Origin of the sequence: Mycolicibacterium hippocampi (genome assembly GCF_010723735.1) — a bacterium.
GTDB lineage: Bacteria > Actinomycetota > Actinomycetes > Mycobacteriales > Mycobacteriaceae > Mycobacterium > Mycobacterium hippocampi.
Genome location: NZ_BLLB01000002.1, coordinates 3,469,036 through 3,495,719, shown reverse-complemented (window position 1 = coordinate 3,495,719; position 26,684 = coordinate 3,469,036). Strand labels below are relative to the sequence as shown.

Annotated in this window: 28 protein-coding genes; 17 read left to right on the top strand and 11 right to left on the bottom strand. The window is 64.8% G+C overall.

Going from position 1 to position 26,684, the window contains the following annotated elements; translation table 11 throughout:
* The first annotated feature begins 266 nt into the window (after positions 1-266).
* The 6 genes from G6N53_RS17945 (at position 267) to G6N53_RS17920 (ending at position 2,973) form a co-directional block, all read left to right on the top strand.
* Positions 267-449 (top strand): helix-turn-helix transcriptional regulator, encoded by a 183-nt coding sequence (locus G6N53_RS17945; protein ID WP_163890608.1) that lies wholly within the window; start codon positions 267-269, stop codon positions 447-449.
* A 90-nt stretch (positions 450-539) separates the two neighbouring features.
* A complete protein-coding gene (locus tag G6N53_RS17940) occupies positions 540-1,109 on the top strand; it encodes an HNH endonuclease (RefSeq protein WP_163890606.1) in 570 nt (189 codons plus the stop codon).
* A gap of 30 nt (positions 1,110-1,139) precedes the next feature.
* The gene (locus G6N53_RS17935; protein ID WP_163890604.1) at positions 1,140-1,373 is read left to right on the top strand and encodes a hypothetical protein; all 234 of its coding nucleotides are present in this window, start codon (positions 1,140-1,142) and stop codon (positions 1,371-1,373) included.
* Between the two features lie 440 nt (positions 1,374-1,813).
* A complete protein-coding gene (locus G6N53_RS17930) occupies positions 1,814-2,029 on the top strand; it encodes a hypothetical protein (RefSeq protein WP_163890602.1) in 216 nt (71 codons plus the stop codon).
* Positions 2,029-2,412, top strand: coding sequence for an HNH endonuclease (locus tag G6N53_RS30640; protein ID WP_353961923.1), 384 nt, complete (start codon positions 2,029-2,031; stop codon positions 2,410-2,412). Before G6N53_RS17930 ends, G6N53_RS30640 begins: the two co-directional genes overlap by 1 nt.
* Before the next feature lie 27 nt (positions 2,413-2,439).
* The gene (locus G6N53_RS17920; RefSeq protein ID WP_163890598.1) at positions 2,440-2,973 is read left to right on the top strand and encodes a hypothetical protein; all 534 of its coding nucleotides are present in this window, start codon (positions 2,440-2,442) and stop codon (positions 2,971-2,973) included.
* A 64-nt stretch (positions 2,974-3,037) separates the two neighbouring features.
* Here the strand turns inward: G6N53_RS17920 and G6N53_RS17915 are convergent, their stop codons facing one another.
* Positions 3,038-3,637, bottom strand: coding sequence for a hypothetical protein (locus G6N53_RS17915; RefSeq protein WP_163890596.1), 600 nt, complete (start codon positions 3,635-3,637; stop codon positions 3,038-3,040).
* 15 nt (positions 3,638-3,652) lie between these two features.
* Between G6N53_RS17915 and G6N53_RS17910 the strand changes: the two genes are divergently transcribed.
* From G6N53_RS17910 to G6N53_RS17895, 4 genes are all read left to right on the top strand, one after another.
* On the top strand, positions 3,653-5,119 hold the full coding sequence (locus tag G6N53_RS17910) for a terminase large subunit domain-containing protein (protein WP_163890594.1): 1,467 nt from the start codon (positions 3,653-3,655) through the stop codon (positions 5,117-5,119).
* 22 nt (positions 5,120-5,141) lie between these two features.
* The gene (locus G6N53_RS17905) at positions 5,142-6,524 is read left to right on the top strand and encodes a phage portal protein (RefSeq protein WP_163890592.1); all 1,383 of its coding nucleotides are present in this window, start codon (positions 5,142-5,144) and stop codon (positions 6,522-6,524) included.
* Between the two features lies 1 nt (position 6,525).
* Complete coding sequence (locus G6N53_RS17900; RefSeq protein WP_163890590.1) at positions 6,526-6,993, top strand: hypothetical protein; 468 nt, start codon at positions 6,526-6,528, stop codon at positions 6,991-6,993.
* Positions 6,994-7,400: 407 nt separating this feature from the next.
* A complete protein-coding gene (locus tag G6N53_RS17895) occupies positions 7,401-8,252 on the top strand; it encodes a phage major capsid protein (RefSeq protein WP_163890588.1) in 852 nt (283 codons plus the stop codon).
* Positions 8,253-8,732: 480 nt separating this feature from the next.
* Here G6N53_RS17895 and G6N53_RS17890 read toward each other — a convergent pair whose 3' ends face one another.
* A complete protein-coding gene (locus G6N53_RS17890; RefSeq protein WP_163890586.1) occupies positions 8,733-8,963 on the bottom strand; it encodes a helix-turn-helix domain-containing protein in 231 nt (76 codons plus the stop codon).
* Positions 8,964-9,344: 381 nt separating this feature from the next.
* Here G6N53_RS17890 and G6N53_RS17885 point away from each other — a divergent pair, with 381 nt between their 5' ends.
* On the top strand, positions 9,345-10,643 hold the full coding sequence (locus G6N53_RS17885) for an adenylate/guanylate cyclase domain-containing protein (RefSeq protein ID WP_163896039.1): 1,299 nt from the start codon (positions 9,345-9,347) through the stop codon (positions 10,641-10,643).
* On the opposite strand, the gene G6N53_RS17880 is transcribed toward G6N53_RS17885, so the two are convergent.
* The 7 genes from G6N53_RS17880 to G6N53_RS17850 are packed head-to-tail and all read right to left on the bottom strand — an operon-like array spanning position 10,585 to position 17,346.
* Positions 10,585-11,082, bottom strand: a complete 498-nt coding sequence (locus G6N53_RS17880; RefSeq protein WP_163890584.1) for a Dps family protein — start codon at positions 11,080-11,082, stop codon at positions 10,585-10,587. The genes G6N53_RS17885 and G6N53_RS17880 overlap by 59 nt on opposite strands.
* A 38-nt stretch (positions 11,083-11,120) precedes the next feature.
* On the bottom strand, positions 11,121-12,893 hold the full coding sequence (locus G6N53_RS17875) for a DUF2339 domain-containing protein (protein WP_163890582.1): 1,773 nt from the start codon (positions 12,891-12,893) through the stop codon (positions 11,121-11,123).
* A 51-nt stretch (positions 12,894-12,944) separates the two neighbouring features.
* Positions 12,945-13,580, bottom strand: a complete 636-nt coding sequence (locus G6N53_RS17870; protein WP_205390577.1) for a LuxR C-terminal-related transcriptional regulator — start codon at positions 13,578-13,580, stop codon at positions 12,945-12,947.
* Positions 13,581-13,600: 20 nt separating this feature from the next.
* A complete protein-coding gene (gene macS / locus G6N53_RS17865) occupies positions 13,601-14,725 on the bottom strand; it encodes a MacS family sensor histidine kinase (RefSeq protein WP_237166560.1) in 1,125 nt (374 codons plus the stop codon).
* Positions 14,722-15,474: an amino acid ABC transporter ATP-binding protein gene (locus G6N53_RS17860; RefSeq protein WP_163896035.1), complete on the bottom strand. Its 753-nt coding sequence runs from the start codon at positions 15,472-15,474 to the stop codon at positions 14,722-14,724. The genes macS and G6N53_RS17860 overlap by 4 nt, the downstream gene beginning before the upstream one ends.
* A gap of 23 nt (positions 15,475-15,497) precedes the next feature.
* Entirely contained in the window at positions 15,498-16,409 is a 912-nt protein-coding gene (locus G6N53_RS17855; RefSeq protein WP_163890578.1) for an amino acid ABC transporter permease, read from the bottom strand.
* A gap of 19 nt (positions 16,410-16,428) precedes the next feature.
* Complete coding sequence (locus G6N53_RS17850; protein ID WP_163890576.1) at positions 16,429-17,346, bottom strand: ABC transporter substrate-binding protein; 918 nt, start codon at positions 17,344-17,346, stop codon at positions 16,429-16,431.
* 194 nt (positions 17,347-17,540) lie between these two features.
* Here G6N53_RS17850 and G6N53_RS17845 point away from each other — a divergent pair, with 194 nt between their 5' ends.
* From G6N53_RS17845 to G6N53_RS17820, 6 genes are all read left to right on the top strand, one after another.
* Positions 17,541-18,161, top strand: a complete 621-nt coding sequence (locus G6N53_RS17845; RefSeq protein ID WP_163890574.1) for an HdeD family acid-resistance protein — start codon at positions 17,541-17,543, stop codon at positions 18,159-18,161.
* A gap of 94 nt (positions 18,162-18,255) precedes the next feature.
* On the top strand, positions 18,256-19,710 hold the full coding sequence (locus tag G6N53_RS17840; RefSeq protein ID WP_163890572.1) for a cytochrome ubiquinol oxidase subunit I: 1,455 nt from the start codon (positions 18,256-18,258) through the stop codon (positions 19,708-19,710).
* 9 nt (positions 19,711-19,719) lie between these two features.
* The gene (gene cydB, locus G6N53_RS17835) at positions 19,720-20,760 is read left to right on the top strand and encodes a cytochrome d ubiquinol oxidase subunit II (RefSeq protein WP_163890570.1); all 1,041 of its coding nucleotides are present in this window, start codon (positions 19,720-19,722) and stop codon (positions 20,758-20,760) included.
* A gap of 53 nt (positions 20,761-20,813) precedes the next feature.
* Positions 20,814-22,361, top strand: coding sequence for a thiol reductant ABC exporter subunit CydD (gene cydD, locus G6N53_RS17830; protein ID WP_163890568.1), 1,548 nt, complete (start codon positions 20,814-20,816; stop codon positions 22,359-22,361).
* Between the two features lie 46 nt (positions 22,362-22,407).
* On the top strand, positions 22,408-23,880 hold the full coding sequence (locus G6N53_RS17825; RefSeq protein WP_163896033.1) for an ATP-binding cassette domain-containing protein: 1,473 nt from the start codon (positions 22,408-22,410) through the stop codon (positions 23,878-23,880).
* The gene (locus tag G6N53_RS17820) at positions 23,877-24,356 is read left to right on the top strand and encodes a DUF4190 domain-containing protein (protein ID WP_163890566.1); all 480 of its coding nucleotides are present in this window, start codon (positions 23,877-23,879) and stop codon (positions 24,354-24,356) included. The genes G6N53_RS17825 and G6N53_RS17820 overlap by 4 nt, the downstream gene beginning before the upstream one ends.
* Here the strand turns inward: G6N53_RS17820 and G6N53_RS17815 are convergent.
* Together G6N53_RS17815 and pyk are read right to left on the bottom strand one after the other, a co-directional pair.
* Positions 24,340-25,242 (bottom strand): acyl-CoA thioesterase II, encoded by a 903-nt coding sequence (locus tag G6N53_RS17815; protein WP_163890564.1) that lies wholly within the window; start codon positions 25,240-25,242, stop codon positions 24,340-24,342. The two genes, G6N53_RS17820 and G6N53_RS17815, sit on opposite strands and share 17 nt — an antisense overlap.
* 16 nt (positions 25,243-25,258) lie before the next feature.
* On the bottom strand, positions 25,259-26,677 hold the full coding sequence (gene pyk / locus G6N53_RS17810) for a pyruvate kinase (protein ID WP_163890562.1): 1,419 nt from the start codon (positions 26,675-26,677) through the stop codon (positions 25,259-25,261).
* Positions 26,678-26,684 lie beyond the last annotated feature (7 nt).

Genomic DNA, 26,684 nt, shown 5'->3' with positions numbered 1-26,684 from the left:
TGAATATATGCACATACGCAACGCGGCGGCGTTGCTATTGTTGCTGGTTGATTCGACCATTCATTTAAATCGGCTGCGCATACGCAAGACCTGCCGTTCTGCATAAAGCGTGAATACGCGTCCACTGGTGGTAATGTATTTTTCACCGGTGGCATAGAGCGTTCCACGGACTACGCTCCGCCCGATTGCACAGTCTTACGTGCCCGGTATCCCAAACCCGGTGGGGGGATCAATTTTGCGCCAGCCGGAACCACAAAGGGTAATTCATGTCCGAAAATTGTGCATTTATGAACGCTGCCGACATCGCCAAGTACAGCGGTCGGAGCATCGACACGGTGAGATATTGGGAGCGTATGGGCGCGCTGCCGGTATCGGCAAAGGTTGGGCGTCGGCGTGTGTGGAAACGCACCGACATTGAGGCGTGGTTCGAATCTAAGTTCGCAGCTTAGTTGACGACCGAAATGGCAACAATGCGAGCATTCCCGCAGTTCGCTATATCACGCAGAAAAACGATGCGCAATTCCGGGGGGTCGTAAGATATGCTAAATCTAAAGGGCACTTTACCGACGAACGTCACCACAGAAACACTCACAAAAACCAAAGAACGCAAAGACGTGAGGGGCGCGAAGGGGTGGCAAGTCAACACTATCGCCGATCTATTCAAACACCGCCGTCGTAAGACGCCAACGGGATCGATGCCGGTCATCGACCTGGGCGACAATTACGCTGGGCCAATACCGCCCGCCTACGGGCAACACGGCGAGGTATTTGTGGACGAAATTGTGGCGGTTGAGTTCCTGGGGTTGCCGCAAGCAGCCTTGTTGGCGTTTCATCCACGGCCCGGCTACGTCCCTCTTCGGGGCGTCTGCGTACGGCACATCGACGGCGATATGCAGAACTGCGCAGCCGACAACCTGGCGTGGATTGTTGACGCCGAGTATGTCGCCGCCGCAGACGCGAAGCTGCTACGACCAACTAACCTCAAGCCCCGTTTGAGGGGTTCTGGCCCGTTCCCGTGGTCAGCCAGCCGATATGACGAGCCACGGTTTACCGGGTCCGATTCAGTTGTCGGCTGGAAGCCAGTTGAGAGCAAACGCGCCGCCGCTTAGGCGGTTCACAACCAAGAGAGAGAGGCGCGCATGGCACTAAACACGTTGCCTGCGTACACCATTCAGCCGACATACCTGCGGGTCGTTGCTGGCCGCGTCGAGGACGATCCCGACCTGCCGATGATCGGCATTCAGGCACACGACAGGCGCGGTCAGTTCACGCTGCCGCTATCGGCAACCGACGCAGCGACAATGGCGAAGCTGTTGATGATGCTCGCTAATGACGTTCGCGAACGCGACGGCTTGCCAGCCTACGAACTGTAGGGCGACACATACCGGCGATGCCCGGACCACTTTTCTGCACCGGAGTGGTCCGGGCATTAGTCGTTGAAGGGGGAACAATGGCCGTAGCAATCCTGCGCCGAACAACCGGATACACAATCACGGTAGACGGACAAACAGCGCACCTAAACACAGAACAGGCACATGAACTAAGGACAGCCCTTACCGACGCGCTAACCGAAGTCAATTCACGCGCGGTGACACCGGCACAAGCCCGGTGGGAACCCCGGTGACGCCGGTATGGATACCGCCAGCCAGCGGGCGCGGCCCCCAGTACCGAATCAGAACCGAGGACAACCGGATCAAGCTCGGTCGAGCATCCGGCAAGGGACGCGAACACACAATCAACTTCACCGCAGCCGACGCCTTAGCGATATCAAATGCGCTGGTCGATGCGGCAGAACAACTAGAACAGGACCACAATGACTGAGACGACGATTGCCGCTGATCACTACGAGTTCAGCTTTGGACGCCAGGCCGCCGACAGCGACGAGACAATCACCCACATCGCGCTGCACGCCATCGAAGGCGATGAGCGGTTCACGCTGGCAATGCCGTTGGACCTCGCCGAAAAGGTGGGCAAGCTACTGATCGGCCACGCCGACTATGTTGCTGGCCGACCGCCACGCGACTGGTAATGCAGCGCCCATGCTTAGGGTGCTCAACGTTAATACCTAAGGGCAGCAGGTGCGGCGACTGCCAACCTAAGCGACCGGCAACACCCGGACGTAAGGGAAGAACCGCCACTGATTGGCGATGGCGCAAGCTAAGCCAGAAGCTAAGACGACTTAGCCCATTCTGCGAGAAATGCTTAGCGACAACGGATTTAACCGTGGATCACATCATCCCGCTAAGTGAGCGGCCCGACCTAGCGCGCGACGAACCGAATTGCCGGGTGCTCTGCCGGCTGTGCAACGCTGCCCGAGGCGAAAGATGCACTGATCAAGAGCGCCAGCAAGTTCTCGCCACGTTAGGCGCGCGCCAACGCCGCTTGCACCGCTCGCGGTCAGTCCCGCCCTAAGATTGATGAGATACTCGGGGGGAGCCGATGAAACCTAAGTCCACCTTCGAAGGGGTTGCGCTGACCTTAATAACCCTCGTCGCGGGCTTGTTACTGGTGCTCCAACTCAAACACAACGGTTGGTCCGTCGATGTCTGGGTGGTAGTTCTTTTCGCCATCGGCGCGCTTCCGTGGTTCTGGAGAACGTTCGAGAGCGTGACGTTTCCGGGCGGCGGCCTGACGATGCGTGAGATAAAGGACGAACTAGACGAGCAACAACGCGATATTCGTGCCGTCGAGTTCCTTGTCTCAAACCACCTGACCCCTAAGCAGCAGGAAGTCTTACGTAGGTTTGCAACTCCGGAACCGTTCCGCGTTGACATTCAGAGCAAGTACACCCTTGAGACGGCGAACGCTTTAGGCGCGATAGGTCGAGCAGGTTTGATCGAAGGACACGATGGAACTCAGTTCGATATCCAAGACCCGCCGTTTCAGGACTACAGCGAAGGCGACTTAAAGACTGCATACAGGCTGACCAGTCGTGGTCGTCAATACCTAAGGTTGCTCGACAAGACGGCCTAGCCAAACCGGGGGGCAAACCCCGAGGCGGCTCGGCCCTCCTCTCGTACTACCAGCGCGAAGGCCATTACTCTCGCCAGTCTCGCCAGTCTCGCCAGTCTCGCCAATTTTGCCAATTTTGCCAATTTTGCCAAAATTTCCACTGCAAATATGGTGGGATAAACCTGTACCGAAAATATATTAATTTACTTCCATTATCCATTTTAGTGGTGGCGCGGCGGTATTCCTTCACCATCGTCGCTAATTCTTCGAATGCCTGCCTTTGGCCTGCCCGCATCCGAACGATCACCTCCGTTGGATCCTCTTGTTCAATCAATAACTTGCCCAGCATTTCATTCAACTGCTTATCGTCTCGGAATGAAAGCGCCAAACCATTGACAACAGTGTGCAGGTATTCAATATGTCGGTCACTTGGAGATACAAGGCCTTCATTTCGGATAATTTCTAGTTTGCCGGAGGCTTGTTGAAGTACGAGGGGGTCGGCTTCGCCGCTCCAATGGTAAGAATTAAATTGGTTTGACAGGTCATGGAGAACATCACGGAATTGCTTCCGTAGTTCGCGTTGGCGTTCTCGTATTGGCGCGCGAGCACCGTGTAGAAAGTAGCCGAAGCCGAAGGCAGTGGTGATAGCTGCTACTAAAACTGCATACATCTGCCAATTAGTCATCGACGGGAGTTTAACGTGAAAGCTGGTCCCAAACGGGCCGTCGATGACAGTGGGTTGCCGTTTCGGCCACGGTCGGGCGGCTCAGCGGCATTCGCCGCGTTCTGCAAAAAATTCCTCATGGTCCGTGAGTCGCGGCGCGTGGTCCCGCTGGTGCTACGTCCGTGGCAGCGTGAACTGATCGGCACAGTGCTGGACGCTGAACCGCAGCCCCGCGTAGCCGGGTGGTGCCTGCCACGCGGGCAAGGCAAATCAACCCTTGTCGCCGCGCTCGGTCTGTATGAACTGATTACCGGTGGCGAAGGCGCGACGGTGATCGTTGCGGCGGTCGATGAACGTCAGGCAGGCATCGTGTTCGGTGTTGCGGCCCGAATGGTGGAACTGAACGACCACCTCGGTAGCCGGGTGCAGGCGTTCAAGGACCGTCTTGTCGTGCCGTCGCGCGGCGCATCGTTCACCTGTCTTCCGGCCTCACCGGCCAGCCTTGAGGGGCTGGACTACTCGCTGGCAATCGTTGACGAGATTGGTCGCGTTGCTCCGGAAACATGGGAAGTTATCGCCCTGGCGCAGGGCAAGCGCGAGCGCTCGACGCTTATCGGCATCGGGACACCCGGACCTAACGAGGACAACGTGCTAACCCGGCTACGGGCTTACTCCCTTGCGCACCCGGAGGACACCAGCCAGGTCTACAGGGAGTTCGGCGCAGCAGGATTTGAGGATCACCCGGCGTCGTGTGAGCACTGTTGGGAACTGGCGAACCCGGCGCTTGATGACTATTTGCACCGCGACGCCATGCGGGCACTGTTGCCGCCAAAGATGACTGAAGCGCATTTCCGTAGGGCGAGGTTGTGTCAGTTCGTGGGTCCGGTCGAAAACGCACTTTATGGCGCCGATACGTGGGACGGGCTGTGCAGCGGACAAACTATTGCTGACGGTGTGGATGTGGTTATCGCCCTGGACGGCAGCCTCAGCGATGACTCGACGGCGCTAGTTGTCGGCACGGTGGCTGCGACACCCCATTTCGACAAACTCGCGGTGTGGGAGAAGCCAGCCGGCGATGACAGTTGGCGGGTGCCCGTGCTCGACGTGGAACAGGTAATCCGGGATGCCGCTATGCGGTGGCGGGTCCGGGAAGTGGCGTTCGATCCGTACCTGTGGACCCGTAGCGCTCAGGTGTTGGAGTCGGAGGGGCTGCCAATGGTGGAGTTCCGGCAGTCACCAGCACGTCAGACAGCGGCAACCAACGATCTGCACAGCGGCGGCGTGAATGCACGTTTCACGCACTCGGGTGACTCGGACCTTAGGCGGCACGTCTTGGCGGCGACTGTGCTGGAAACCGACAAAGGTCTAAGGCTTGCTAAGGCTTCACGGTCTAAGCATGCTCCAAAGATTGATCTTGCAACAGCGTTGATGATGGCGCATAGCCGGGCGACATGGCTTGCTACGCAACAGAAACCGCGTAAGCGAACCGTTTCGTTCGCCTGAACCTTAAGAGAGACAACTAAATATGAGTTCTGACCTACTTGTGGAGCTACTACAGACGCTGGATGGTCCGCAGCATCGTTACGCTGAACTGGATCAATACGCCAGCGGCAAACAGAAGCTTGCTTACCTCAGCCCCGAGGCGCGTATCGCTCTACCGGCACTTAACCGGATCGTGTCGAACATTCCCGGACTGGCAGTCACATCGCTTGCCGAACGGCTAAGGGTGACCGGCTTTAAGGGTGCGGACGTGTGGGCCGACTGGGTGGCTAACGATCTGGACCAGATGGGCACGATTCTGCATCGTGAAGCTTTGACGTTCGGCGATGCCTACGCGATTGTGTGGGCGCGTCAGGACGGTTCGCCTCTGGTGACTGTGGAGTCGCCGCAGCAGGTGGCGGTCATCCGCGACCCGGCGACCCGTGAGATCGAATCGGCGGTTAAGCGCTGGCGCTCCAAGACGGAGACGTTCGCGGTGGTCTATACCCGTGACCGTATCGAGCATTGGAAGGCCCGTACGGCGGGTACGGCGTCGTCGGGGTTTGAGCTTGTGGAGGTCATCGAGCACCCGTTGCAGGTGGTCCCGGTCGTGAGCTTCTGTAATGCGGCCCGGATTCTTGGCTGTGGCCGGTCAGAGATTGAGGACTTGGTTCCGCTGGTGGACGGGCTCAACTCGACGTTGGCGGGTTTGGCTGTAGCGCAGGAGTTCACGGCGCGACCACGGCGTTGGGCGACCGGTATTGAGCTAATCGAGGTTCCCAAGCTGGACGGGAACAATGTTCCTGTTCTGGACGGAGACGGCCAGCCGGTGATGGAGACGGTTAACCCGATTCCGGAGGGCAACCGGGCCATGCTCAGCGAGAACGATCAGGCGAAGTTCGGGCAGCTTCCCGGCGCTGACCTCAAGGGCTACGAGGCAGCGTCCCGTATCTGGCTACAGCAGATCATGGCCGTGTCTGCGCTTCCGGCGCACATGGTGGGCATCACGACCGAGAACCCGTCGAGTAGCGAGGCGATCCGCGCCAGCGAGTCGGCGTTGACGGCACGCGCAGAGCAGCGCCAGGCCGTGTTCGGTAGGAGTTGGGAGCAGGTAGCCCGGCTGATGGTCGCGATCCGCGACGGCGTTGACGTGGCGTCGGTGAACGTGTCCGTGCTGTGGCGTGACCCGTCGAGCACGTCTGTCGCTGCCGAAGCGGACGCGGTCACCAAGTTGGTGCAGGCGGGCATCTTGAGTAGGTCGGGCGCATTGCGGCGGTTGGGTTACGCCGAAGACGAGATTGCCCGGGAATCGGCTAGCCGCACCAGCGAGGAACAAAACGAATCCCCTATGGGCATCTTCTACGGACGCCAAGCTACTGAGGCCGGAAACGCCGCGACTGCTGCATTGAATAATCGAGAGGCTGCTTAAAATGAGTGACGATAATTCTGGCCTAGATGGCGCAGACTCCAACGAATTAGACCAGCCGGATACGGTGCCCGTCGAAACAGTTAATGGTGCGGCAGAATCGCAGCCAGACGACAAAGCCGATGGTTCCGGCAGTGACACATTCCCTCGCGAATATGTTGAGGAATTGCGTAAAGAATCAGCGGGATTCCGAGAGCACGTGAAGGCTGCTGAGCAACGCGCCGAGACATTGGCTAGGCGTCTCCACCGCGAACTGGTCACGGCAACAGCACGGTTGGAGAACCCCGACGATCTCGCATTCGACGCCGGGCACCTGGACGACGACAGCAAGCTAAGTGCAGCGCTCGATGCGCTGCTTAGCGACCGGCCTTACATGGCTAAGCGCGTCGTTAAAGGTGACGCCGGGCAGGGTGCCCGTGGTGGCGCTGAAACCGGCGTCAGCCTGTTGAGATTGCTTAAGAGTGCACGATGATTGGGGAAACCCTCACCGTGACCCGTGGCAGTACCAACAGCTTGGGCAACCGGGAAACCACGGGCACACACTCAATCTCAGGTGCGCTGTCGTGGGGAACGTGGTCCCGGACCCGAAACCAGCGCGCAGAGTCCAGCAAGGGCAGCGCGGAGCTGTACGCCGTTAAGGGTGTGGACCTCCGCAAGAGTGACCGCGTAACCCGGACGGACGGGCAGACATTCACGGTGGTTAGTCCAGCGTTGTGGGACGGTTGCCACCCTTTGACAGGTCACGATTTTGGGGTGGTCGTTTATCAGCTTGAAGCGGTAAGCGGCTAAACGCGCCAGGTGCGCAATTGATCAAAACCCGTCCCGGTGACGAGTATTCTAAACACAACTTAATAAACAATTGAATAAGGACAAAAGAATATGGCTATTGAAATTCCTAGCGGTAATGGCACGCTGCTCACTAACGAGGTTGCCGACATTCTGGTCGGACCTTTGGAGCAGGCTTCAACTTTCTTGGCGGCTGGTCCGCAGATCGTGGATACCCCGAACCCGCTGCGGGTGCCGCGCATCTCTGGTGGCGCGACCGCCGCTTTCGTGGCAGCCGGTGGGCAGATCAGCGACGGCGACGTGACCTTTGACGAGGTCACGCTTCTACCGTCAGCGCTTAAGGGCCTTAAGGTCCTCGTCCGGGTGTCCAATGAGCTTCTTCGGCAGTCTGTCGTGGCGCTTGAGGCGACGTTGCGTACCCGTCTGATCACCGACATTGCGAACGCGCTCGACGCAGCTCTGTGGAACGGCGTGGGCACCTCTGACAGCGTTGAGGGCATCCTCAAGGCTTCGGGTATCGCGACCGGCGACCTGGACCTCACGGACCCCGATTCACTGATCGACGGTATCGACACCGCCCTCGGCAACTATGTTCAGCCTTCTCACCTTGCGATGCGAAGTGCGACGTTCACGCAGTTTCGCAAGCTCAAGGTGGGCAGCACCGATGCGCGTTACCTGTTCGATCCCGCAGCGGCGTACGCGGCCAGCCGGTACAACCTGTTCGGCCTGCCTGTCATCATCACGAACAACGTGCCAGCGGACACCGTTGCCGTCGTTGACTTCTCCAAGGTCATCGTGGCCCGCGACGTTGACTCCGAGGTCAAGATTCTGACGGAGACGTGGGGCGACTACGACAGCGTCGGCATCCGCGTCGTGAGCCGTTTCGACACGGCACTGTTGCAGCCCAAGGCTGTAACACTGCTGACGGTTCCGGCTGGACCGTAGTCGTGGCCGCGCCGACAGCTAGTGATTTGACGGCGTTGGTGGGGCGCGACATTGACGCTGGGCAGGCCACGGCTGTACTCAACGTCGTCGCGGCGCTCGCGGCCAGCTACACACGCGGGCGGGGCTTCGTCGATGGCGTTCCGACCGCCGACTTGAGGGCTGTCATCTTGACCGCGTCAGCGCGGCTTATCGCGGACCCGTCGCAGATCACAGACGAACAGACAATGGGACCGTTCCGCGTCACGTACTCCGCTAATCACGCAGCGCAGTGGAGCACGTCGGAGCTTCACGTCCTTAACCGATATCGGGAACGCGCCCGATAGCGGAACGAACAGGCGGGCCGCTGCCGGGTTTCTTTATTTACCGGCACTTCTTAGCGGCTTGGGCCCGCGTGGTTGCTGCAAGGAACAGCCAACGGCGTGGACTTTAGGGTCCGGGTGGGGTTGACTGGCCTCCACCCGGACCCGCGCCACTCAATCGCTAGTCCACCGCGTTGCGAATAGTGAACACGTCGGAGAAACGGGCAGTGCCGAACGTCAGCAGCACACCCGCGATGAACCTGGGACCGGGTGCTGCCGTACCGGCGAGGACACGCGACACCGTGGACGTGTCTACGCCGATAGCGCGGGCGAGCGCCTCGTTTGTGGTTGTGCGGGTGGACGCGCGAAGCTCCGTCAGTGCCGGATGGTTGATGGCCAGTGTGTGCGTCATTGGGCGGAACGGTACAGCCCGCAGCGAGGCCCGTCAACGGCTAGATACGTTGTGCTGCAACAGTTTTAACGTACATCGCGTGTACCCTGCGCCCGCCTAACCCAGTCCGCACAGAGTCAGCGCCAGTCCGCACACAGTCCGCACGGCACTACGCTGCGCCACCTAGCGACCACCGGTGACAAACGGACAATGAGTGCTTTGATCAGCCAAAACACTCCCCCGTCCACCACTCGCCACCATTGGCACCAAACACCCACGACCTGGGGTTTTACTGAAAACACCATTTCAAAACCCGTGCAGTGTGAGTTCGAATCTCACCGAGGGCACCGCAAAACGCACAGGTCAAAGGCCGTCGGGCGATAGGCTCCGGCAGTGGTCAAGGTGCGACCCGTATGTGTCCCCGACGTGGCGCTGGGCAACAGCGCCTGGTCTCCGAGCCACCACCGCGACGACCGGATCGGGCGCCGGCTGCGGGTGCTCAAGATCGCCGGCTGGATCGCGGCCGCGGTCTCGATCGGTTTCGGGGTGTTCCAGCTGGCCATGGGCGGAGCGCTGTGGTGGCTGGGGGCCGTCAACCTGTTCTGCGGCCTGGTCTTCCTGGCGATCCCGCGACTGTGCCGCTTCGGCGAGCTGGTCGCACCCCTGACGTTCGTCGGGTTCGCCTACGTATCGGTCGGCTTCATCTGCTTCACCATCGGGACCGGCTCGGGACTGCAGTTCTACACCCTGGTCGCCGCATCACTGGCGGTGCTGATCCTCGGCATCGAGCGCATCGTGCTGACCGCGGTGATCGCCGCCATCGGGGTGGCGATGACGGTCGCGCTGGAGCTGACCGTGCCGCACAACCGGGGGCTGGGACCACCGTGGACGTTGACCGCCGGGTTCATCACCGCGGTGGCCACTTCGGCAGTGATGATCATCGCCACCATCTGGTACACGCTGCGCGAGATCGAACGGGCGGAAGCGGCGATGGAAGCCGAATACCAGCGCTCCGAACAGCTGCTGGCCAACATCCTGCCCGCGACGATCGCCGCCCGGTTGAAGGATCCGTCGCGCACCGTCATCGCCGACAAGTACGACGACGCGTCGATTCTGTTCGCCGACATCGCCGGCTACACCAAACGCGCCAGCGACACCGCGCCCGCGGAGCTCGTCCGGTTCCTCGACCGGCTCTATACCGACCTGGACGCACTCGTCGACCAGCACGGCCTGGAGAAGGTAAAGACCAGCGGCGATTCCTACATGGTGGTCAGCGGCGTGCCCATCCCCCGCGCTGACCACCTGGAGGCGCTGGCATCGCTGGCGCTGGACATGGCCCACGCCGTCGCCGACCTCAAGGACGCCCAGGGCCGCGACGTACCGCTACGCATCGGCATGGCCGCAGGGCCCGTCGTCGCCGGCGTCGTCGGCGCCAGGAAATTCTTCTACGACGTGTGGGGCGACGCGGTGAACGTCGCGGCCCGCATGGAGACCACCGACGTCGAAGGACGAATCCAGGTGCCCGACAACGTCTATGAGCGGCTGCACGACTCGTTTGTGCTCGAGGAGCGCGGCCACGTCGACATCAAGGGCAAGGGCATGATGCGCACCTGGTACCTGGTCGGCCACCGGGCCCAGGTCGTCACACCTTCCGGTTCTCCGACTTCAGCAGCCACGCCAACTTCTCCAGTCCGTCGATGAGCTGGTGCAGGATGTCCGCAGTGCTCGGATCCTCGGCGTCCACCGTGTCGTGGACCGACCGCAGCGTGTCCACCGCCGCATAAACGCGACCGGTGATCAGGTCGACGACCTCGCCGGTGCTCCGCTCGTAGGCGGGAAACTCCGGCAACGAGGTGCTCGCCGCCACGGTGTCCGACCGACCGTCCGGCACCGAGTCCAGTGCCCGCATCCGTTCGGCGACGGTGTCGCTGGCTTCACGGGCGAAGTCGACGACCTCGTCGAGCTGGAGGTGCAGGTCGCGGAAGTTGGTGCCGACGACGTTCCAGTGCGCCTGCTTACCCTGCAGGTGCAGCTCGATGAGGTCGACCAGCACCTGCTGCAGCGCGGCGCTGAGTTCCGGTGAAGCCTGGAAGCCCGCGATCTCGGCCTCTGTCCTACGCACGTTCGTTGTTGTAGCCATACTCAACCCAACGAACCATAATCTGGAATCGATCCAATCTATGGGGTGATCTGCGTCATAGCGTGGTCCTGTTTCTCCAGCAGGCGGGCGTAGCCCGCACCCATGCCCAGCAGAATCAGCCCGACGACGATGAACACCGCGACCCGGAAGATGCCGTCCAGGGTGCCCAGGTCGAACAGGAACAGCTTCGCCATCGCGGCGGCAACCAGCCCCAATCCCCCGGCGATCGGCACCGAGCGCTCGGTGCGCGGCCGGCGAGCGGCGTAACCGAACAACCCCGCCGCCATCACGATCCAGCAGATGGTCGCCGCCATGTGGCCGGCGTAGAAGCCGAGGTCGTCGTCACCGCCGACCAGGGTGCCTGCGGTGACGGTGAACAACGTGACGGCATAGACGATCACCACGACGGCACCGACCCACAGCGCGTGCGCCGTGGTTCTCCACGACCACACGATCACCACCGCGCACGCGGCCAGCAGGATGCTGGAGACCAACGTCGAAATGGCCGAGGCGGTGGCGAGCACGGTCGGCTCGAGCAGCGCGCTCGGCGGCGCGTACCCGGACTGCAGTGCGGCGCCGACGATCGCGAAGCCGGTCGCCGCCCAACGCGCCACATGGTCACTGCGCCCCGCCACCGCCACCACCACGGCCATCGCCAGCAGCACCGGGGCGGCGACCGGGCCGTCGAACGCCACGGTGACGGCGATCAGAGCGGCGACCGCGGACGTCGCGGAGAACACCCGCCGCACCACACCGGGCACCCCCGGAAAGCGTTCCCCGACAAGCACGATCGCCAGCAGTGCCGCCGACAACGCACCGGCCATCAACGCCGCGATGACGTGGTCCACCGCGAGGACCACACCCAACACCGGTGTCACCCCGGCCACGGTCAGCAACGCCATCGCTGTGCGGTTGGCCGTACCCGGAAGCAGGATCAACGCAGCGCCGAGGCTCACCACCGCCGCGATCGCGCACGCCGCAGCCAGCGACAGGTCCTCACCCGAGTCGAAGGCGCGCGCTCCGAGCGCCGCCAAAAGGGGCAAGACCATGGCGGCGATCCGTGCGACGTGCAACCAGATCCAGTCCCTACCCAGTTGCGCCGGCACCGACACCGCGGACAGGGCGAGCATGAACCCGATGAGCAGAAGGGTGACACCGTCGGTGACGACGGGCGCCAGACCGATCAAGGGCACCACCACCAGCAGGCCGAGATGTTCGGAATCCCACCGGCGTGCCAGGGCCAGACCGCCGCCGGCGATCACCACGGCGAGGACGAGTCCCGCCGGCGCGGAGACCCAGCCGTAGATCGTCGTGACGGCGATGACATCCATGTACGCCGCGGCGATGCCGGTGGCGGCCAGCGCGATCGCCCCGACGCGCCCACCGGGCCGGGAGTCCAGCCACCATGCCGCGCCGACCAGGCCCGCCGCCAGCATGGCTCCGGCAGCGACCCGGAACTCGGGGCGCAGGATCCCGGCCTGCGCCGCGAGCACCAACAGCAGCACGACGCCGACCAGCGTGACCGCGACGCCGGCGACCGCGAGCAGCTTGCCGATCCAGCCCTGCGAACGCTCCCGTGGCGGCTGCGGCGGCCTGGGCGGCGGGGGTGGCATGGGCGGCGGGGGTGGCAAGGGCGGCACAGGCGCTTGGTAGCGGGGCCGGTACTGCGCCGGCGGCGCCGGGACCGCCGGGCCCCCGGCGAGAATCCGATCCAGCGCGGCGAGATCGGCGGACACCCTGGCGAACTGGTGGGACATCGCGGCGAACTCCCCGGAGAGCCGGTTGATCACAGCGGCGTGCGGTTCGGTCATGCCGTCATCGTCGCAGCGGGAACCCGACTACGGATGAGTACAACTACTCTGCTACTCGTCGAGGCCGTGTTCGATCGCGTAGCGCGCCAACTCCACCCGGTTGCCGATCTGCAGCTTGCGGAACGTGGCCTGGACATGGTTCTCCACCGTGCGGTGACTCAGCGACAGCCGGGATGCGATCTGCTTGGCGGTCAGCCCTTTGGCGACGTAGCGCAGCACCTCGGTCTCGCGCTCGGTGAGGGTCGGCACCGCCGGCTCGGCCGATCCGGCGGAGTCCCTGGCGATCCGGCGATACTCGCCCAGCACGAGGCCGGCCAGCCCGGGGGTGAAAACAGCCCGCCCGGCAGCGGTGGCCCGGACCGCGTCGGCGAGCTCCTGCTTGGAGGCGCTCTTCACCAGATACCCGAGGGCACCCGCCTTCACGGCCTCGAGGACGTCGTCACGCTCATCGGACGCCGAGAGCACCAGGATGTGTGAGGACGGGGACACCGCGAGCACTTCGGCCGTCGCCTGTGCACCGTCGCCGTCGGCCAACCGCATGTCCATCACCACCACTTCCGGCCTTACCACCGCCGCGCGCCGTTTCGCCGAGGCCACCCCGTCTGCGGTCGCCACCACGTCGAAACCGTCGGCGGCGAGGTCCCTGGCGACCGCGTCCCGCCAGATCGGGTGGTCGTCGACGACCATGACTGTCGTCGCACCCCCGCTCACCGGGAACTCCGCGGCACTGTCAACTCCCATTCGGTCCCGGATCCGGGACCGGTGTTCAGCTCGGCCCGGCCACCCAACCAGTTCATACGTCCCACAATCGATTTCGCGATCCCGACCCGGCCCTGGTCGACAGCTTCCTGGAGGCGGTCGGCAGGTATGCCGACGCCGTCGTCGCGCACGCTGACCGTCACCGAATCACCGAGGTCCTCCAGGAGAACGTACGTGTGGGCGGCCGGCCCGGCGTGCAACTCGGCGTTGTCGAGCGCGTTGCACACCGCGGCGAACAGTTCGTCCGCCACCGCGGAGTCGAGCAGAACGGGATCGGCAGGCACACTGACCGACACCCGGTCGGAGGCCCGGCGGCGCAGCAGCGCCCCGAGGTCCGAGGTCGCCGCGTCCGGCGGTCCGGCTTCCCGTGCACTGACCAGTCGGCGCAGGGCACGTTCCTGCTCACCGGCCAACTCGGCCAGTCGGGCAGTCTCACCGCCGATCTCCCGCCCCCGGCGCGCCACCAACGCCAGCACCTGGATGGCGCCGTCGTGAACCTGCCTGGACAGCCGTTCCCGCTCCTCGAGCGACGCCGAAAGCCGGGCGGCACGCTCCAGGTCGGCATGCGCACGCCGGGCTGTCTGAGCCGCCATCCCGACCGCCAGTCCGACCGCCAGTTCGATGACTATCGTGGCGTTTCGGCTCAGGTCGATGTGGACGTATCCCTTCAACGCCGCGCTGGCCGCCATCACCAGCAGACCGGTGAACATCCCGCCGATCGGACCGAACTGGATCGCAGCGGAGATGGTGGCGTTGGTCGCCCACAGTGTCGTCGGCAAGGACTGGTTGTCCGCCACCCACTGATCGGAGGCGACGAGTTCGGTCGTCAAGATGAGCGCCACCACGACGGTGATCTCGGTGAGCACCCAAGCGGGACGGCGCCCGAAGCCCTCTAGATAGGCGGCGGCGGACGCGATGCTGAACCCGATCAGCCCCGCGAACAGCACCCAACCCGCCGCCGGATGCTCCAGGTCCGGGCTGCTCAGAAGATGAAAGCCCAGCGCGTAGAAGCAACTGAGCAGTCGGAACACCTGCGCGGCCCGCCACAGCGGTGTGGCCGGGTCAGGCGTCACATCACCTTGGAGAGAAACGCTTTCGTCCGTTCGTGTTGCGGGTTGGCCATGATCTCGACGGGGTCCCCACGCTCGACCACGACGCCGGCGTCCATGAACACCACCTCGTCGGCGACCTCGCGCGCGAAGCCCATCTCGTGGGTGACCACCATCATCGTCATACCCTCGGAGGCGAGGGTTTTCATCACCGCCAGCACCTCGCCAACGAGTTCGGGATCCAGCGCCGAAGTGGGTTCGTCGAACAGCATCAGCTTCGGATCCATCGCCAGAGCGCGCGCGATCGCCACCCGCTGCTGCTGACCGCCCGACAACTGCGCGGGGTAGGCGTCCGCCTTGTCGGCCATCCCCACCTGCTCCAGCAGGTCCTTGCCCCGCTTCACCGCGACGCTCCTCTTGACGCCCTTGACACGGACGGGCGCCTCAACGATGTTGCCCAGCGCCGTGCGGTGCGGGAACAGGTTGAAGTGCTGGAACACCATTCCGACCTCACGGCGCTGTTTGGCGACGTCGCCCGGCTTCATCTCGTACAGCTTGTCACCGCGCTCCCGGTATCCGACCAGGTCGCCGTCGACGTAAAGCCTTCCCGCGGTGACGGTTTCGAGGTGGTTGATGCAGCGCAGGAAGGTGGACTTGCCGGACCCGGAGGGTCCCACCAACACCAGCACCTGCCCTTTCTGCACTTCGAGTGTGATGCCCTTGAGCACCTTGAGGGCACCGAAGTCCTTGCAGACGACTTCGGCCTTGACCATCGGCCTCGACGATTCGGATGCGGTCACATGCCATCACCTCCTTGCGCTTTGGCCAGCGCGTCGAGTTGCTTGGTGGTCAGCTTGCGGGACGCACCCCGGGAGAAGTGCCGTTCCAGGTAGAACTGTCCGACCATCAGAACGCTGGTGATGATGAGGTACCAGGTGGCCGCCACCATGAGAAGTGGTACCGGCTCGAAGGTCCGCGCGGCGATCTCCCGGGTGGCGATGCTGTACAGGTCGAACGAGTACGGCACCGCGGTGACCAGCGACGTGGTCTTGAGCAGGCTGATGACCTCGTTTCCGGTCGGCGGGATGATCACCCGCATCGCCTGGGGCAGCACCGTGCGCCGCATCGCCATGCTCCAGGACATGCCCAGCGCCGTGGACGCTTCCATCTGCCCTTCCGGCACCGAGGTGATGCCCGCACGGATGATCTCGGCCATGTAGGCGGCTTCGTTCAGCGCCAGTCCCACGATCGCCAGCGCGAACGGAATGGACAGCGCCTGCAGGTCGAACTGGAACAGCGACGGCCCGAACGGCACCCCGAGCTGGAGGTTCTGGTAGATCGTCGGGAACAGCCCCCAGAACGCCAACTGCACGTACACCGGGGTGCCGCGGAAGATCCACAGGAAGACCCACGACACCGCGCCCAGCACCGGGTTGGACGACAGCCGCATCACGGTCAGCGCCACCCCGAGGACGATGCCGATCACCATCGAGTAGACGGTCAGCTGAAGGGTGTTGAACACCCCGAGCAGGACCCGCTCGTTGAACAGGTACTCGGAGTAGGTCGACCACCCGTAGGCCGGGTTGGTCGCGGCTCCGTACAGGAACAGCCCGACCAGCACGATGATGACGCCCGCCGCCACCCACCGCCAGGGGTGACGCAACGGGACGGCATCGATGGCTTCCGGCGGCTTGCCGACATCGGTCATGTGTCTGGTCCCGGGCGGGTCAGGAGACCGCGCCGTTGATGACCGGCTTGTCGATCATGCCCTCCTCGAGACCCCAGTTGGCCGCGATCTCCTCGTAGGTGCCGGTCTCGATCAGATGCTCGAGCGCCTGCAACAGCGACTGGGCAAGCGGAGAGCCCTTCTCCACCGGCCACCCGTAGGGCGCCGAATCGAAGACCTCGCCGGCCTGCTCCAGCTTGCCGTTGGTCTGTTTGATCGCATACAGCGTCACCGGCGAATCCGCCGACATCGCGTCGGCCTGACCGAGGACCACGGCGTTGGTGGCGGCATCCTGGCTGTCGAACGGGACGATCTCGATCGGCGGCTGGCCTTCGTCGGTGCACTTCTGGCTGCGGGCGGGCAGTTCGTCGGTCTCCTGGACCGTCGTGGCCTGCACCGCGACCCGCTTGCCGCACGCGTTCTCCGGATCGATGCCACCACCTACGGGCTGCGCCCACAGGGTGCCCGCGGAGAAGTAGGTGACGAAGTCGACCTGCTCCTCGCGCTCCTTGCTGTCGGTGAACGACGACATCCCGACGTCGAACGTGCCGCCCTGGATGGAAGGGATGATCTTGGCGAAGTCGGCCTCGCGGTATTCCGGGGTCAGCCCCAGGGTGCCAGCAATCGCGTTCATCAGGTCGACGTCGAATCCGACGATCTTGCCGTCGGGATCCTTGAACTCGTTCGGGGCGTAGGGGATGTTCACCCCGATGATCAGCGTGCCCGCCGACCGGATGTCCTCGGGGACGGTCTGTGCGATCGCGTCGACGGTCTCGGCCTGTGGGGCTTCGGTCGGCGACGACGGATCGCTGGTGTCGGAGCTGCTCGAACAACCCGAAAGGGCCAGGGCGCCGGTGGCGGCGAACACCGCCGCGATACGCCAGAACCTGGGCCGGCGGTCTTGGATTTCACCCAACACGGTTGCCTCTACTTTCTACTTCGGGTCGTCAGCGTCATGCGCCTGGGTCCCCGCGCATTTCCCAGCCAAGGACGTTAACGACCGATGACCCGACGCGCAGCGCCGGTAACGAGACATTAACGACCGCATTGAGACATCACAGCCGTACTGCGAAATCAGGCTGGGGCCCCCTGGCGGTATGCGACACTTCGCGCATGGAAACCGCCGCTCCCCCAAGCATGTTGCAGCATCTGTGGAAGAACACACTGTTTTCCGGGGTGCTCGCCGTAATCCTCGGTGTGATGGTGCTGGCCTGGCCCGGCATCACCATCGTCGTCGCTGCCATCTTCTTCGGCGCCTACCTGTTGATCACCGGTATCACGCAGGTGTTCTTCGCGTTCAGCCTCCACGTGTCGGCCGGCGGCCGGGTGCTGCTGTTCGTCAGTGGCGCAGCGGCACTCATCCTGGCGGTCCTGTGCTTCCGCAGCCTGCAGGAATCGATCCTGCTGCTGGCCATCTGGATCGGAATCGGCTTCATCTTCCGTGGCGTGGCGACCGCGGTGTCGGCGATCAGCGATCCCACTCTCCCCGGCCGTTGGTGGGAGGTCTTCATCGGCGTGATCAGTCTGATCGCCGGGGTGATCCTGCTGGCCTCGCCGTTCGAGTCGCTGGCGACGCTGACCATGGTCGTCGGCATCTGGCTCATCGTGATCGGCGTGTTCGAGGTGGTCTCGGCCTTCGGCATCCGCGCGGCGAGCAAGAAGATGACCGGGTCGGACCGACCGGACGGGCCGATGGAACCGAAAGAAGAAGTTGCGGCTTCATCGCCTGAATAAAGAGGCCAAAAGCCCCTAGCGCCCCTGGCCGGAATAGCTACTACACTCTGTCGTAGATGTAGTAGGTGGATCGGTAGAGCCCTGGGAGTGGCGCATGGACGCACTGGACGTGTCTCGATGGCAGTTCGGTATCACCACCGTCTATCACTTCATCTTCGTTCCGCTCACGATCGGGCTGGCTCCTCTCATCGCGGTCATGCAGACCGTGTGGGTGGCGACCGGAAACCCGGCCTGGTATCGCTTGACCCGGTTCTTCGGGAAACTGTTCCTGATCAACTTTGCGATCGGGGTGGCCACCGGCATCGTGCAGGAGTTCCAGTTCGGCATGAACTGGAGCGAGTACTCCCGGTTCGTCGGTGACATCTTCGGAGCGCCACTGGCCTTCGAAGGTCTGATCGCGTTCTTCTTCGAGTCCACCTTCATCGGGTTGTGGATTTTCGGGTGGAGCCGGCTTCCGCGGCTGGTGCACCTGGCATGCATCTGGATCGTCGCGTTCGGCGTCAACGCGTCGGCGTTCTTCATCATCGCCGCGAACTCGTTCATGCAGCATCCCGTCGGCGCCAGATTCAATCCGGAGTCCGGTCGGGCCGAGCTCGTCGACTTCGGTGCACTGCTGACCAACAACACCGCGATCTGGGCGTTCCTCCACGTCATCGGGGCTTCGCTGCTGACCGCCGGCGCGTTCGTGGCGGGGGTCTGCGCGTGGCTGATGGTCCGCTCCCGCGCCGGAGAGGGGGTCGAGGCGCAAACCATGTACCGCCCTGCGGCGATCCTCGGCAGCGTCGTCGCGTTGTTCGCCGCGATCAGCCTGCTGGCCACCGGAGACGTGCAGGGCAAACTGATGTTCGTTCAGCAACCGATGAAGATGGCGTCCGCGGAATCGTTGTGCCACACCGAAACCGACCCCGATTTCTCGATCCTGACCGTGGGCACGCACAACAACTGCGACAGCATCACCCGAGTCATCGAGGTGCCCTACGTACTGCCGTTCCTGGCCGAGAGCAAATTCTCGGGGGTCACCCTGGAAGGAGTCGAGGACCTCCAGCAGCAGGCAGAGCAGAAATTCGGACCGGGGAACTACCGGCCCAACCTGTTCGTCACCTACTGGGCGTTCCGGGCGATGATCGGACTACTGCTGGTTCCCGTGGCGTTCGCGCTGTTGACGCTGTGGCTCACCCGGCGGGGCCGGATACCCGACCAGCGGTGGTACGGCACGATGGGCATCCTCACCATCCCGACACCGTTCCTCGCGAGCTCCGCGGGCTGGATCTTCACCGAGATGGGCCGGCAGCCGTGGGTGGTGGTGCCCAACCCGACGGGCGACCAGATGGTGCGAATGACGGTGCAGGAAGGCGTGTCCAACAACGCCGCCGGAACAGTGCTGTTCTCGCTCGGGCTCTTCACGCTGCTCTACGGCGCGCTGGCGGTGGTGTGGTTCTACCTGATGCGTCGATACGTCACCGAAGGCCCGCAGGAGCACGACTCAGAGCCCGCCCCGCCGACACCGCCCGACAAGGACGACGTCGCGCCGTTGTCGTTCGCCTACTAGGAGAGATCCGTGCCACTTCACGAACTGTGGTTCTATCTGATCGCCGTGATGTTCCTCGGCTTCCTGGTGCTCGAGGGATTCGACTTCGGGGTGGGCATGTTGATGGCACCCCTGGGCTCGAGCGGAGAAGGTGAACCCGACGACCGCCGGCGCGCGGTACTAAACACCATCGGACCCGTCTGGGACGCCAACGAAGTGTGGCTGATCACCGCCGGCGCCGCGATGTTCGCAGCGTTCCCCAACTGGTACGCCACGCTGTTCTCGGCGCTATATCTTCCTTTGCTGGCAATCCTTTTCGGCATGATCTTGCGGATCGTCGGAATCGAGTGGCGCGGCAAGATCAACGATCCGCAGTGGCGGCGGTGGGCTGACATCGGCATCGCACTGGGTTCGTGGCTGCCTGCCATCCTGTGGGGGGTGGCGTTCGCGATCCTGTTGCGCGGCCTTCCCATCGACGCCGACGGACAGTCCCTCGCCGGTGTCGGTGACGTGCTCACCCCGTACACGCTACTCGGCGGACTCGCCACCGCCTCGTTGTTCGCGTTCTACGGATCGGTGTTCATCGCGCTGAAGACCTCCGGCGTCCTTCGCGACGATGCCTTGCGGTTCGGCCGCGGGTTGTCCATCCCGGCGATCGTGCTCGCCGGCGCGTTCGGGCTGTGGACCCAGCTCGACTACGGGAAGTCGTGGACGTGGCTGGCGCTGGGGGTGGCGGTGCTGGCGTTGCTGGCGTCGGTGGCCCTGGTGTGGCGCGGCACCAGGGAAGGCTGGGCCTTCGCGTCGATGGTGCTCGTCATCGCCGCGGTGGCGGTGCTGATCTTCGGTTCGATGTACCCGAACCTGTTGCCCTCGACGCTGGACCCTGACTGGAACGTCACCATCGAGAACGGTTCATCGACCCCGTACACGCTGCGCATCATGACCTGGGCGTCGCTGGCCCTGCTCCCCCTGGTGATCGGTTACCAGGCATGGTCTTACTGGGTGTTCCGCAAGCGGATCAGCGCCGACGGCATACCGGCCTCCATCGGATTGTCGAGGCGCCGGTCCTGACAGAGAACACGCGAGCCCCTATCGACCCGCGGCTGTGGCGGGTCTCTGGCGCGATGCGTCGCTTCCTGGTCGCCACCACGGTGTGCGGCGTGCTGACCGCGGCGTGCACCATTTCGTCGGCGGTGGTGCTCGCCGGCATCGTCGCCCGGGTCATCACCGACCCCGCCTCCCGTGAGCTCGACCAGCACCTCGGCCCCATCGTCGTCCTGTCGGCGCTGTGGACGGTTCGCACCCTGGTCCAGTGGGTGCAGGGCCGGCTCGCGCAGCGCGGCGCCAGCTCGGTGATCGCCGATCTGACCGACCAGGTGCTGACCATCGCCACCGCCCTGCCGCCGCGTGAGCTCGCGCGCCGCCGTGACGACGCCGCCGTCGTTGTGACCCGCGGGCTGGACGGATTGCGGTTGTATTTCACGACATATCTGCCGTCGCTGTTCCTCGCCGCGATCCTGACACCGGCCACCGCCGCGGTGATCGCACTGTACGACTGGCAGTCGGCGGTGATCGTGCTGATCGCGCTGCCGCTGATCCCGATCTTCATGGTGCTGATCGGCCTGGCGACCGCAGAGAGGTCCGCGGCGGCGCTGACCGCGATGTCGACGCTGCAGTCCCGCCTTCTCGACCTGGTGGCCGGTCTGCCCACGCTGCGCGCGCTCGGTCGCGCGCAGGGGTCGGTGGCCCGCATCGCCGAACTGGGTGAGGCGCATCGGCGTTCGGCGATGGCGACGATGCGGATCGCGTTCCTCTCAGCGCTGGTGCTCGAACTGCTCGCGACGCTCGGGGTGGCGCTGGTGGCGGTCAGCGTCGGCATGCGACTGGTGTACGGCGACATGACCTTGGTGGCCGGCCTGACTGCGCTGCTGCTCGCGCCGGAAGTGTTCTGGCCGCTGCGCCGCGTCGGTGCGGCGTTCCACTCGTCTCAGGACGGAAAAACCGCGGTGGAGGCCGCATTTGAGTTCATCGACACGGCCGCCCCGGCGCCTGCGGGCAAGCAGGTGGTGGTAGAGCCGGTGACGGTGCAGATCGACGATCGGGCGGCGCTGCCCGGGCGGGTCACGGTGCTGACCGGCCCGAACGGAATCGGCAAGACCACGCTGCTGCAGGGGATCCTCGGGCTGGAACCCGCGCGAGGCGTGCGGGTCAACGGTGTTGACGTAGCCGACCTGGATCTGCAGCGATGGTGGTCGGAGATCGGGTGGCTGGCCCAGCGGCCTGTGCTGATCCCCGGGACCGTGCGGGAGAACCTGGAACTGTTCGGCCCGCTGCCCGATTTGATGGCGGCCTGCCGGGCGGCGTGCTTCGACGACGTCGTTGCCGGACTCCCCGACGGGCTGCAGACGGTGATCGGACGCGGAGGCGTCGGGCTGTCGTTGGGCCAGCGGCAGCGGCTCGGGCTGGCTCGGGTGCTCGGCTCCACGGCACCGGTGCTGCTCCTCGACGAACCCACCGCTCACCTCGACGCGCCGACCGAGGATCGGGTGCTGCGCGCCATCACCCGACGGGCTGCCGGCGGCGCCACCGTGGTCGTCGTCGGGCACCGCGAACCGGTGCTGGCGATCGGCGACGACGTCATCGACCTGGGAGCCGTCCGTGTCGCGTCTTGAGGCCCGGGCCTGGACCCTGCTGCGGCCGCGACTGCCCCGGGTGCTGATGGCCGTCGCGTTCGGGGTGGGATCGCTGGGCAGCGCGCTGGCGCTGGCCGGGGTGGCCGCATGGCTGATCACCAGGGCGTGGGAGATGCCGCCGGTGCTGCATCTGACGGTCGCCGTGGTGGCGGTGCGCGCGCTGGGCATCTCGCGTGGCGTGCTGGGCTACTGCGAGCGGCTGGCGTCCCATGACACCGCCCTGCGCGCCGCGGGCACCGCGCGTGAGCAGCTCTTCAGCCGGCTCGCCGGCGGCCCGGTGGACGCCGTCATGCGACGGCACAGCGGTGACCTGGTGGCGCGGGTCGGTTCCAACGTCGACGACCTGTCCGACGTGCTGGTGCGCGCCGTGGTGCCGATCTGCGTCGCCGCCGTTCTCGGTGTGGCGGCCGTCGGGGTGATCGCCGTGATCTCGGCGGGCGCGGCCGTGGTGCTGGGCGGCTGCCTGGTGATCGCAGGGGTACTCGCGCCGGCGGTGGCCGCGCGGGCCGCCGCGGCGGCCGAGAGGGTGGCGGTCGAGCATCACGCGCGGCGGGACACCGCGGCGATGCTCGCCCTCGAGCACGCCCCCGAGTTGCGGGTGAGCGGCCGGCTCGCCGGAGTCCTCGCCGAGTCCGCTGACGAGCAACGCCGGTGGGGACGCGCCATCGACCGTGCCGCCGCTCCCGCCGCGGTAGCCGCTGCGGCGCCCACCGCCGCAGTCGGGGTCAGCGTGATCGGTGCGCTGGTCGCCGGCATCGGGCTGTCGAACGCTGTGGCCCCGACCACCGTCGCGATCCTGATGCTGCTGCCGCTGTCGGCGTTCGAAGCCACTGCGGCGCTGCCCGGCGCGGCCATGGCGCTGACCCGGGCACGCATCGCGGCCCAGCGACTGCTGGCACTGCAGGGACCCGCCGATGACGGTCGCCGCCCGGTGGTGGCGCCGTTGGAGCTGACGCCCGGCTCCCGGGTCGCTGTGGTCGGACCGAGCGGATGCGGCAAAACCACGCTGCTGATGCAGACGGCGGGGCTGCTGCCCGGCACCGTCCCGCTGGGCGTGTTCTTCGCCGAGGACGCGCACCTGTTCGCCACCACGGTGCGCGACAACCTGCTCGTCGCCCGCGGCGACGCCTCCGACGAAGAACTACGCGATGCACTGCACAAAAGCGGACTCGGGACGTGGTTGCAGGGGCTGCCCGACGGGTTGTCCACAGTCCTCGTCGGGGGCGCGGCGGCAGTGTCCGCGGGGCAACGTCGGCGGCTGCTGCTGGCGCGGGCGCTGCTGTCGACGGCGCCGACCGTGCTCCTGGACGAACCCACCGAGCACCTCGACAGCTCCGATGCCGACCAGATCCTGGTCGACCTCCTCACTCCCGGAGCGATGTTCCCCGCGGACCGCACCGTGGTCGTGGCCACCCACTGCCTGCCCGAGCGCCTGCCCGGCGAAGCCGTCTGTACCACCGTCGACCTCGCTGCTCAACGGGTAATCTCACCGGCATGAGCGAACCGCCGCCTCCACCTCCGCAGTACGGCGCGTACCCGGGCGGCTACCCGCCGCCACCGCCCTACGGCTCGTACGGCGGCTATCCCCCACCTGCCCCGTCGGCGCCGAAGAACGGCCTCGGTGTGGCGTCACTCGTGGTCGCGATCGTCAGCCTGTTCACCGTCTTCGGCGGCATCGTCCTCGGAGTCGTGGCGATCATCCTCGGGTTCCTGGGCCGGGGCCGGGTCAAGCGCGGCGAGGCCACCAACGGCGGCATCGCGGTCGCCGGGATCGTCCTGGGCGCGCTGAGCATCCTGGTGTCCATCGCCGCGATCGCCTTCGCTGTGTGGGGCTTCAACGAGGTCGGCGGCGGTGACTACATCGACTGTGTGACCCGGGCCGGTTCCGATCAGCAGGCCATCGACGACTGCGCCAACGAATTCACCCAGCGGGTGGAGGACCAGTTCTCCGTCACGGTCACCCCGACGCCGTAGGTCGCGCACTCGACCTGGGCGGGAAGTACTTCACGATTCCCTCCTGCACGACGGTGGCCAGCGGCTGACCGGAGCGGTCGTAGAAGTGGCCGGTCCCCAGACCGCGGGAGTCCGAAGCCACCGGTGACCTCGTCGAGTAGAGCACCCAGTCGTCGAACCGCAGCGGCCGGTGAAACCACACCGAGTGGTTGGTGGTGACGGCGAAGATGCGGTCATGACCCCACGACAATCCGTGGGTGGTGATGATCGAGTCGAGCACCGTGGTGTCCGACGAGTACACCAGCGCGGCGCCGTGCAACACCGGATCGTCGGGCATCACGCCGCGGGCCTTCATCCAGACCCGGTTGTAGGTCAGCCGGTCACCCTTGTCACGCATCACCCAGGCCGGGTCGTTGGTGTAGCGCCACTCGATGGGGCGCAGCGCGTTCGCGAAGTGCGGCACCACATCCTCGTAACCGCGCAGCAACTCGTCGATCGGCGGCAGTTCGTCGGGATCCTCCGGCGACGGTACTTCGGCACCGTGTTCGAGACCGCGGCCACCGGCCAGGTAGGACACCAGCGCGGTGGTCAGCAACTGCCCCTTCTGCATGACGTCGACGCGCCGGTTGGCGAAACGGCGTTCGTCGCGCAGCCGCACGACATGGAACTCCAGGTCGAGCGTGGGGTCGCCGCCTGCGATGAAATGCGCGGACAGCGCGCTGGGCGTCAGCGGGTGGGCAAGGGTGCGGCCGGCGGCGACGAACGCCTGCGCCATCATCTGACCGCCGAAGGTGCGGATGGGGTTCTTGCTCGGATGGGCGCCGGTGAAGGTGTCGTCGTCGAGTCGTTGCAGGTGCAGTATCGCCAGCAGCTCGTCGAAATCAGCGGCCGGCTCGGACTCCTGCACGCACTACCCCCTGTGTCTAGACGTCGTCCTCCCCGATCCGGTGCACATGGATCAGATTCGTGGAGCCTACTGTGCCCGGCGGAGCGCCCGCGACGATGACCACCAGGTCCCCGCGCCGGTAGCGGTCCATCTCCAGCATCGATTTGTCGACCTGACGGATCATGCCGTCGGTGGTCTCGATGTGCGGAACGATGAATGTTTCGGTGCCCCAGGTCAGCGCCAGCTGGCTGCGCACCTCGGGCAGCGCGGTGAACGCCAGCACCGGCAGCGGCGTGTGCAGCCGGGCCAGCCGACGAACCGTGTCACCGGATTGGGTGAAGGCGACCAGCGCTTTGGCATCGAGGCGTTCGCCGATGTCGCGGGCGGCGTAGGAGATCACCCCGCGCTTGGTGCGCGGCACGTGGGTCAGTGGTGGCGCCGCCACCGAGTTGTCCTCGACCGCGCTGATGATCCGGGCCATCGTCTTGACGGTCTCGAACGGGAACTTGCCCACCGAGGTCTCACCCGAGAGCATCACCGCGTCGGCGCCGTCGAGCACGGCGTTGGCGACGTCGGACGCTTCGGCCCGGGTGGGACGGGAGTTCTCGATCATCGACTCCAGCATCTGGGTGGCCACGATGACGGGTTTCGCGTTCTCCCTGGCCATCTGGATGGCACGCTTCTGCACGAGGGGAACTTCCTCCAACGGGAGTTCCACACCCAGATCACCGCGAGCGACCATGATCGCGTCGAAGGCCAGAACGATCGCCTCGAGGTTGTCGATGGCTTCCGGCTTCTCGAGCTTGGCGATCACCGGGACCCGCCGGCCGACCCGGTCCATCACCTCGTGGACCAGTTCGACGTCGGCGGGCGAACGCACGAACGACAGCGCCACCAGGTCGACACCGAGTCGCACCGCGAACTCCAGGTCTTCGATGTCCTTCTCCGACAGTGCCGGGGCCGAGACGCTCATCCCGGGCAGCGACATGCCCTTGTTGTTGCTGACCTTGCCGCCCTCGGTGACCGAGCAGACCACGTCGTTGCCGTCGATGTGCTCCACGACCAGACCGACGTTGCCGTCATCGACCAAGACCCGGTCACCCGGGCTGGCGTCCTGGGCCAGGCGCTTGTAGGTCGTCGACACCCGGTCGTGGTTGCCTTCGAAGTCCTCGACGGTGATCCGCACCGTCTCGCCGTTGGCCCACACGACCGGCCCATCGGCGAATCGGCCCAGCCGGATCTTCGGTCCTTGCAGGTCGGCGAGGATCCCGACGGCGTGTCCGGTCACATCGGAGGCAGTCCGGACCCGCTTGTAGTTGGCCTCATGGTCGCTGTAGTCACCGTGGCTGAAGTTCAGTCTGGCGACGTCCATCCCGGACTCCACGAGCTTCTTGACCGCCTCCTCGGAGGCGGTGGCGGGGCCCAGCGTACAGACGATCTTTCCGCGTCTATTCACGGCTGTT

What these genes read in the sequence shown, in the direction of transcription:
- G6N53_RS17875 (WP_163890582.1), bottom strand. Translation starts at nt 12,893, where the DNA reads ATGACCGAACCGCACGCCGCTGTGATCAACCGGCTCTCCGGGGAGTTC.
- G6N53_RS17935 (WP_163890604.1), top strand. Translation starts at nt 1,140, where the DNA reads ATGGCACTAAACACGTTGCCTGCGTACACCATTCAGCCGACATACCTG.
- G6N53_RS17940 (WP_163890606.1), top strand. Translation starts at nt 540, where the DNA reads ATGCTAAATCTAAAGGGCACTTTACCGACGAACGTCACCACAGAAACA.
- G6N53_RS17855 (WP_163890578.1), bottom strand. Translation starts at nt 16,409, where the DNA reads ATGACCGATGTCGGCAAGCCGCCGGAAGCCATCGATGCCGTCCCGTTG.
- G6N53_RS17920 (WP_163890598.1), top strand. Translation starts at nt 2,440, where the DNA reads ATGAAACCTAAGTCCACCTTCGAAGGGGTTGCGCTGACCTTAATAACC.
- G6N53_RS17870 (WP_205390577.1), bottom strand. Translation starts at nt 13,580, where the DNA reads ATGGTCGTCGACGACCACCCGATCTGGCGGGACGCGGTCGCCAGGGAC.
- G6N53_RS17820 (WP_163890566.1), top strand. Translation starts at nt 23,877, where the DNA reads ATGAGCGAACCGCCGCCTCCACCTCCGCAGTACGGCGCGTACCCGGGC.
- G6N53_RS17895 (WP_163890588.1), top strand. Translation starts at nt 7,401, where the DNA reads ATGGCTATTGAAATTCCTAGCGGTAATGGCACGCTGCTCACTAACGAG.
- G6N53_RS17915 (WP_163890596.1), bottom strand. Translation starts at nt 3,637, where the DNA reads ATGACTAATTGGCAGATGTATGCAGTTTTAGTAGCAGCTATCACCACT.
- G6N53_RS17860 (WP_163896035.1), bottom strand. Translation starts at nt 15,474, where the DNA reads ATGGTCAAGGCCGAAGTCGTCTGCAAGGACTTCGGTGCCCTCAAGGTG.
- G6N53_RS17825 (WP_163896033.1), top strand. Translation starts at nt 22,408, where the DNA reads ATGGCCGTCGCGTTCGGGGTGGGATCGCTGGGCAGCGCGCTGGCGCTG.
- G6N53_RS17930 (WP_163890602.1), top strand. Translation starts at nt 1,814, where the DNA reads ATGACTGAGACGACGATTGCCGCTGATCACTACGAGTTCAGCTTTGGA.
- G6N53_RS17840 (WP_163890572.1), top strand. Translation starts at nt 18,256, where the DNA reads ATGGACGCACTGGACGTGTCTCGATGGCAGTTCGGTATCACCACCGTC.
- cydD (WP_163890568.1), top strand. Translation starts at nt 20,814, where the DNA reads ATGCGTCGCTTCCTGGTCGCCACCACGGTGTGCGGCGTGCTGACCGCG.
- G6N53_RS30640 (WP_353961923.1), top strand. Translation starts at nt 2,029, where the DNA reads ATGCAGCGCCCATGCTTAGGGTGCTCAACGTTAATACCTAAGGGCAGC.
- G6N53_RS17945 (WP_163890608.1), top strand. Translation starts at nt 267, where the DNA reads ATGTCCGAAAATTGTGCATTTATGAACGCTGCCGACATCGCCAAGTAC.
- G6N53_RS17845 (WP_163890574.1), top strand. Translation starts at nt 17,541, where the DNA reads ATGGAAACCGCCGCTCCCCCAAGCATGTTGCAGCATCTGTGGAAGAAC.
- G6N53_RS17900 (WP_163890590.1), top strand. Translation starts at nt 6,526, where the DNA reads ATGAGTGACGATAATTCTGGCCTAGATGGCGCAGACTCCAACGAATTA.
- G6N53_RS17880 (WP_163890584.1), bottom strand. Translation starts at nt 11,082, where the DNA reads ATGGCTACAACAACGAACGTGCGTAGGACAGAGGCCGAGATCGCGGGC.
- G6N53_RS17905 (WP_163890592.1), top strand. Translation starts at nt 5,142, where the DNA reads ATGAGTTCTGACCTACTTGTGGAGCTACTACAGACGCTGGATGGTCCG.
- G6N53_RS17890 (WP_163890586.1), bottom strand. Translation starts at nt 8,963, where the DNA reads ATGACGCACACACTGGCCATCAACCATCCGGCACTGACGGAGCTTCGC.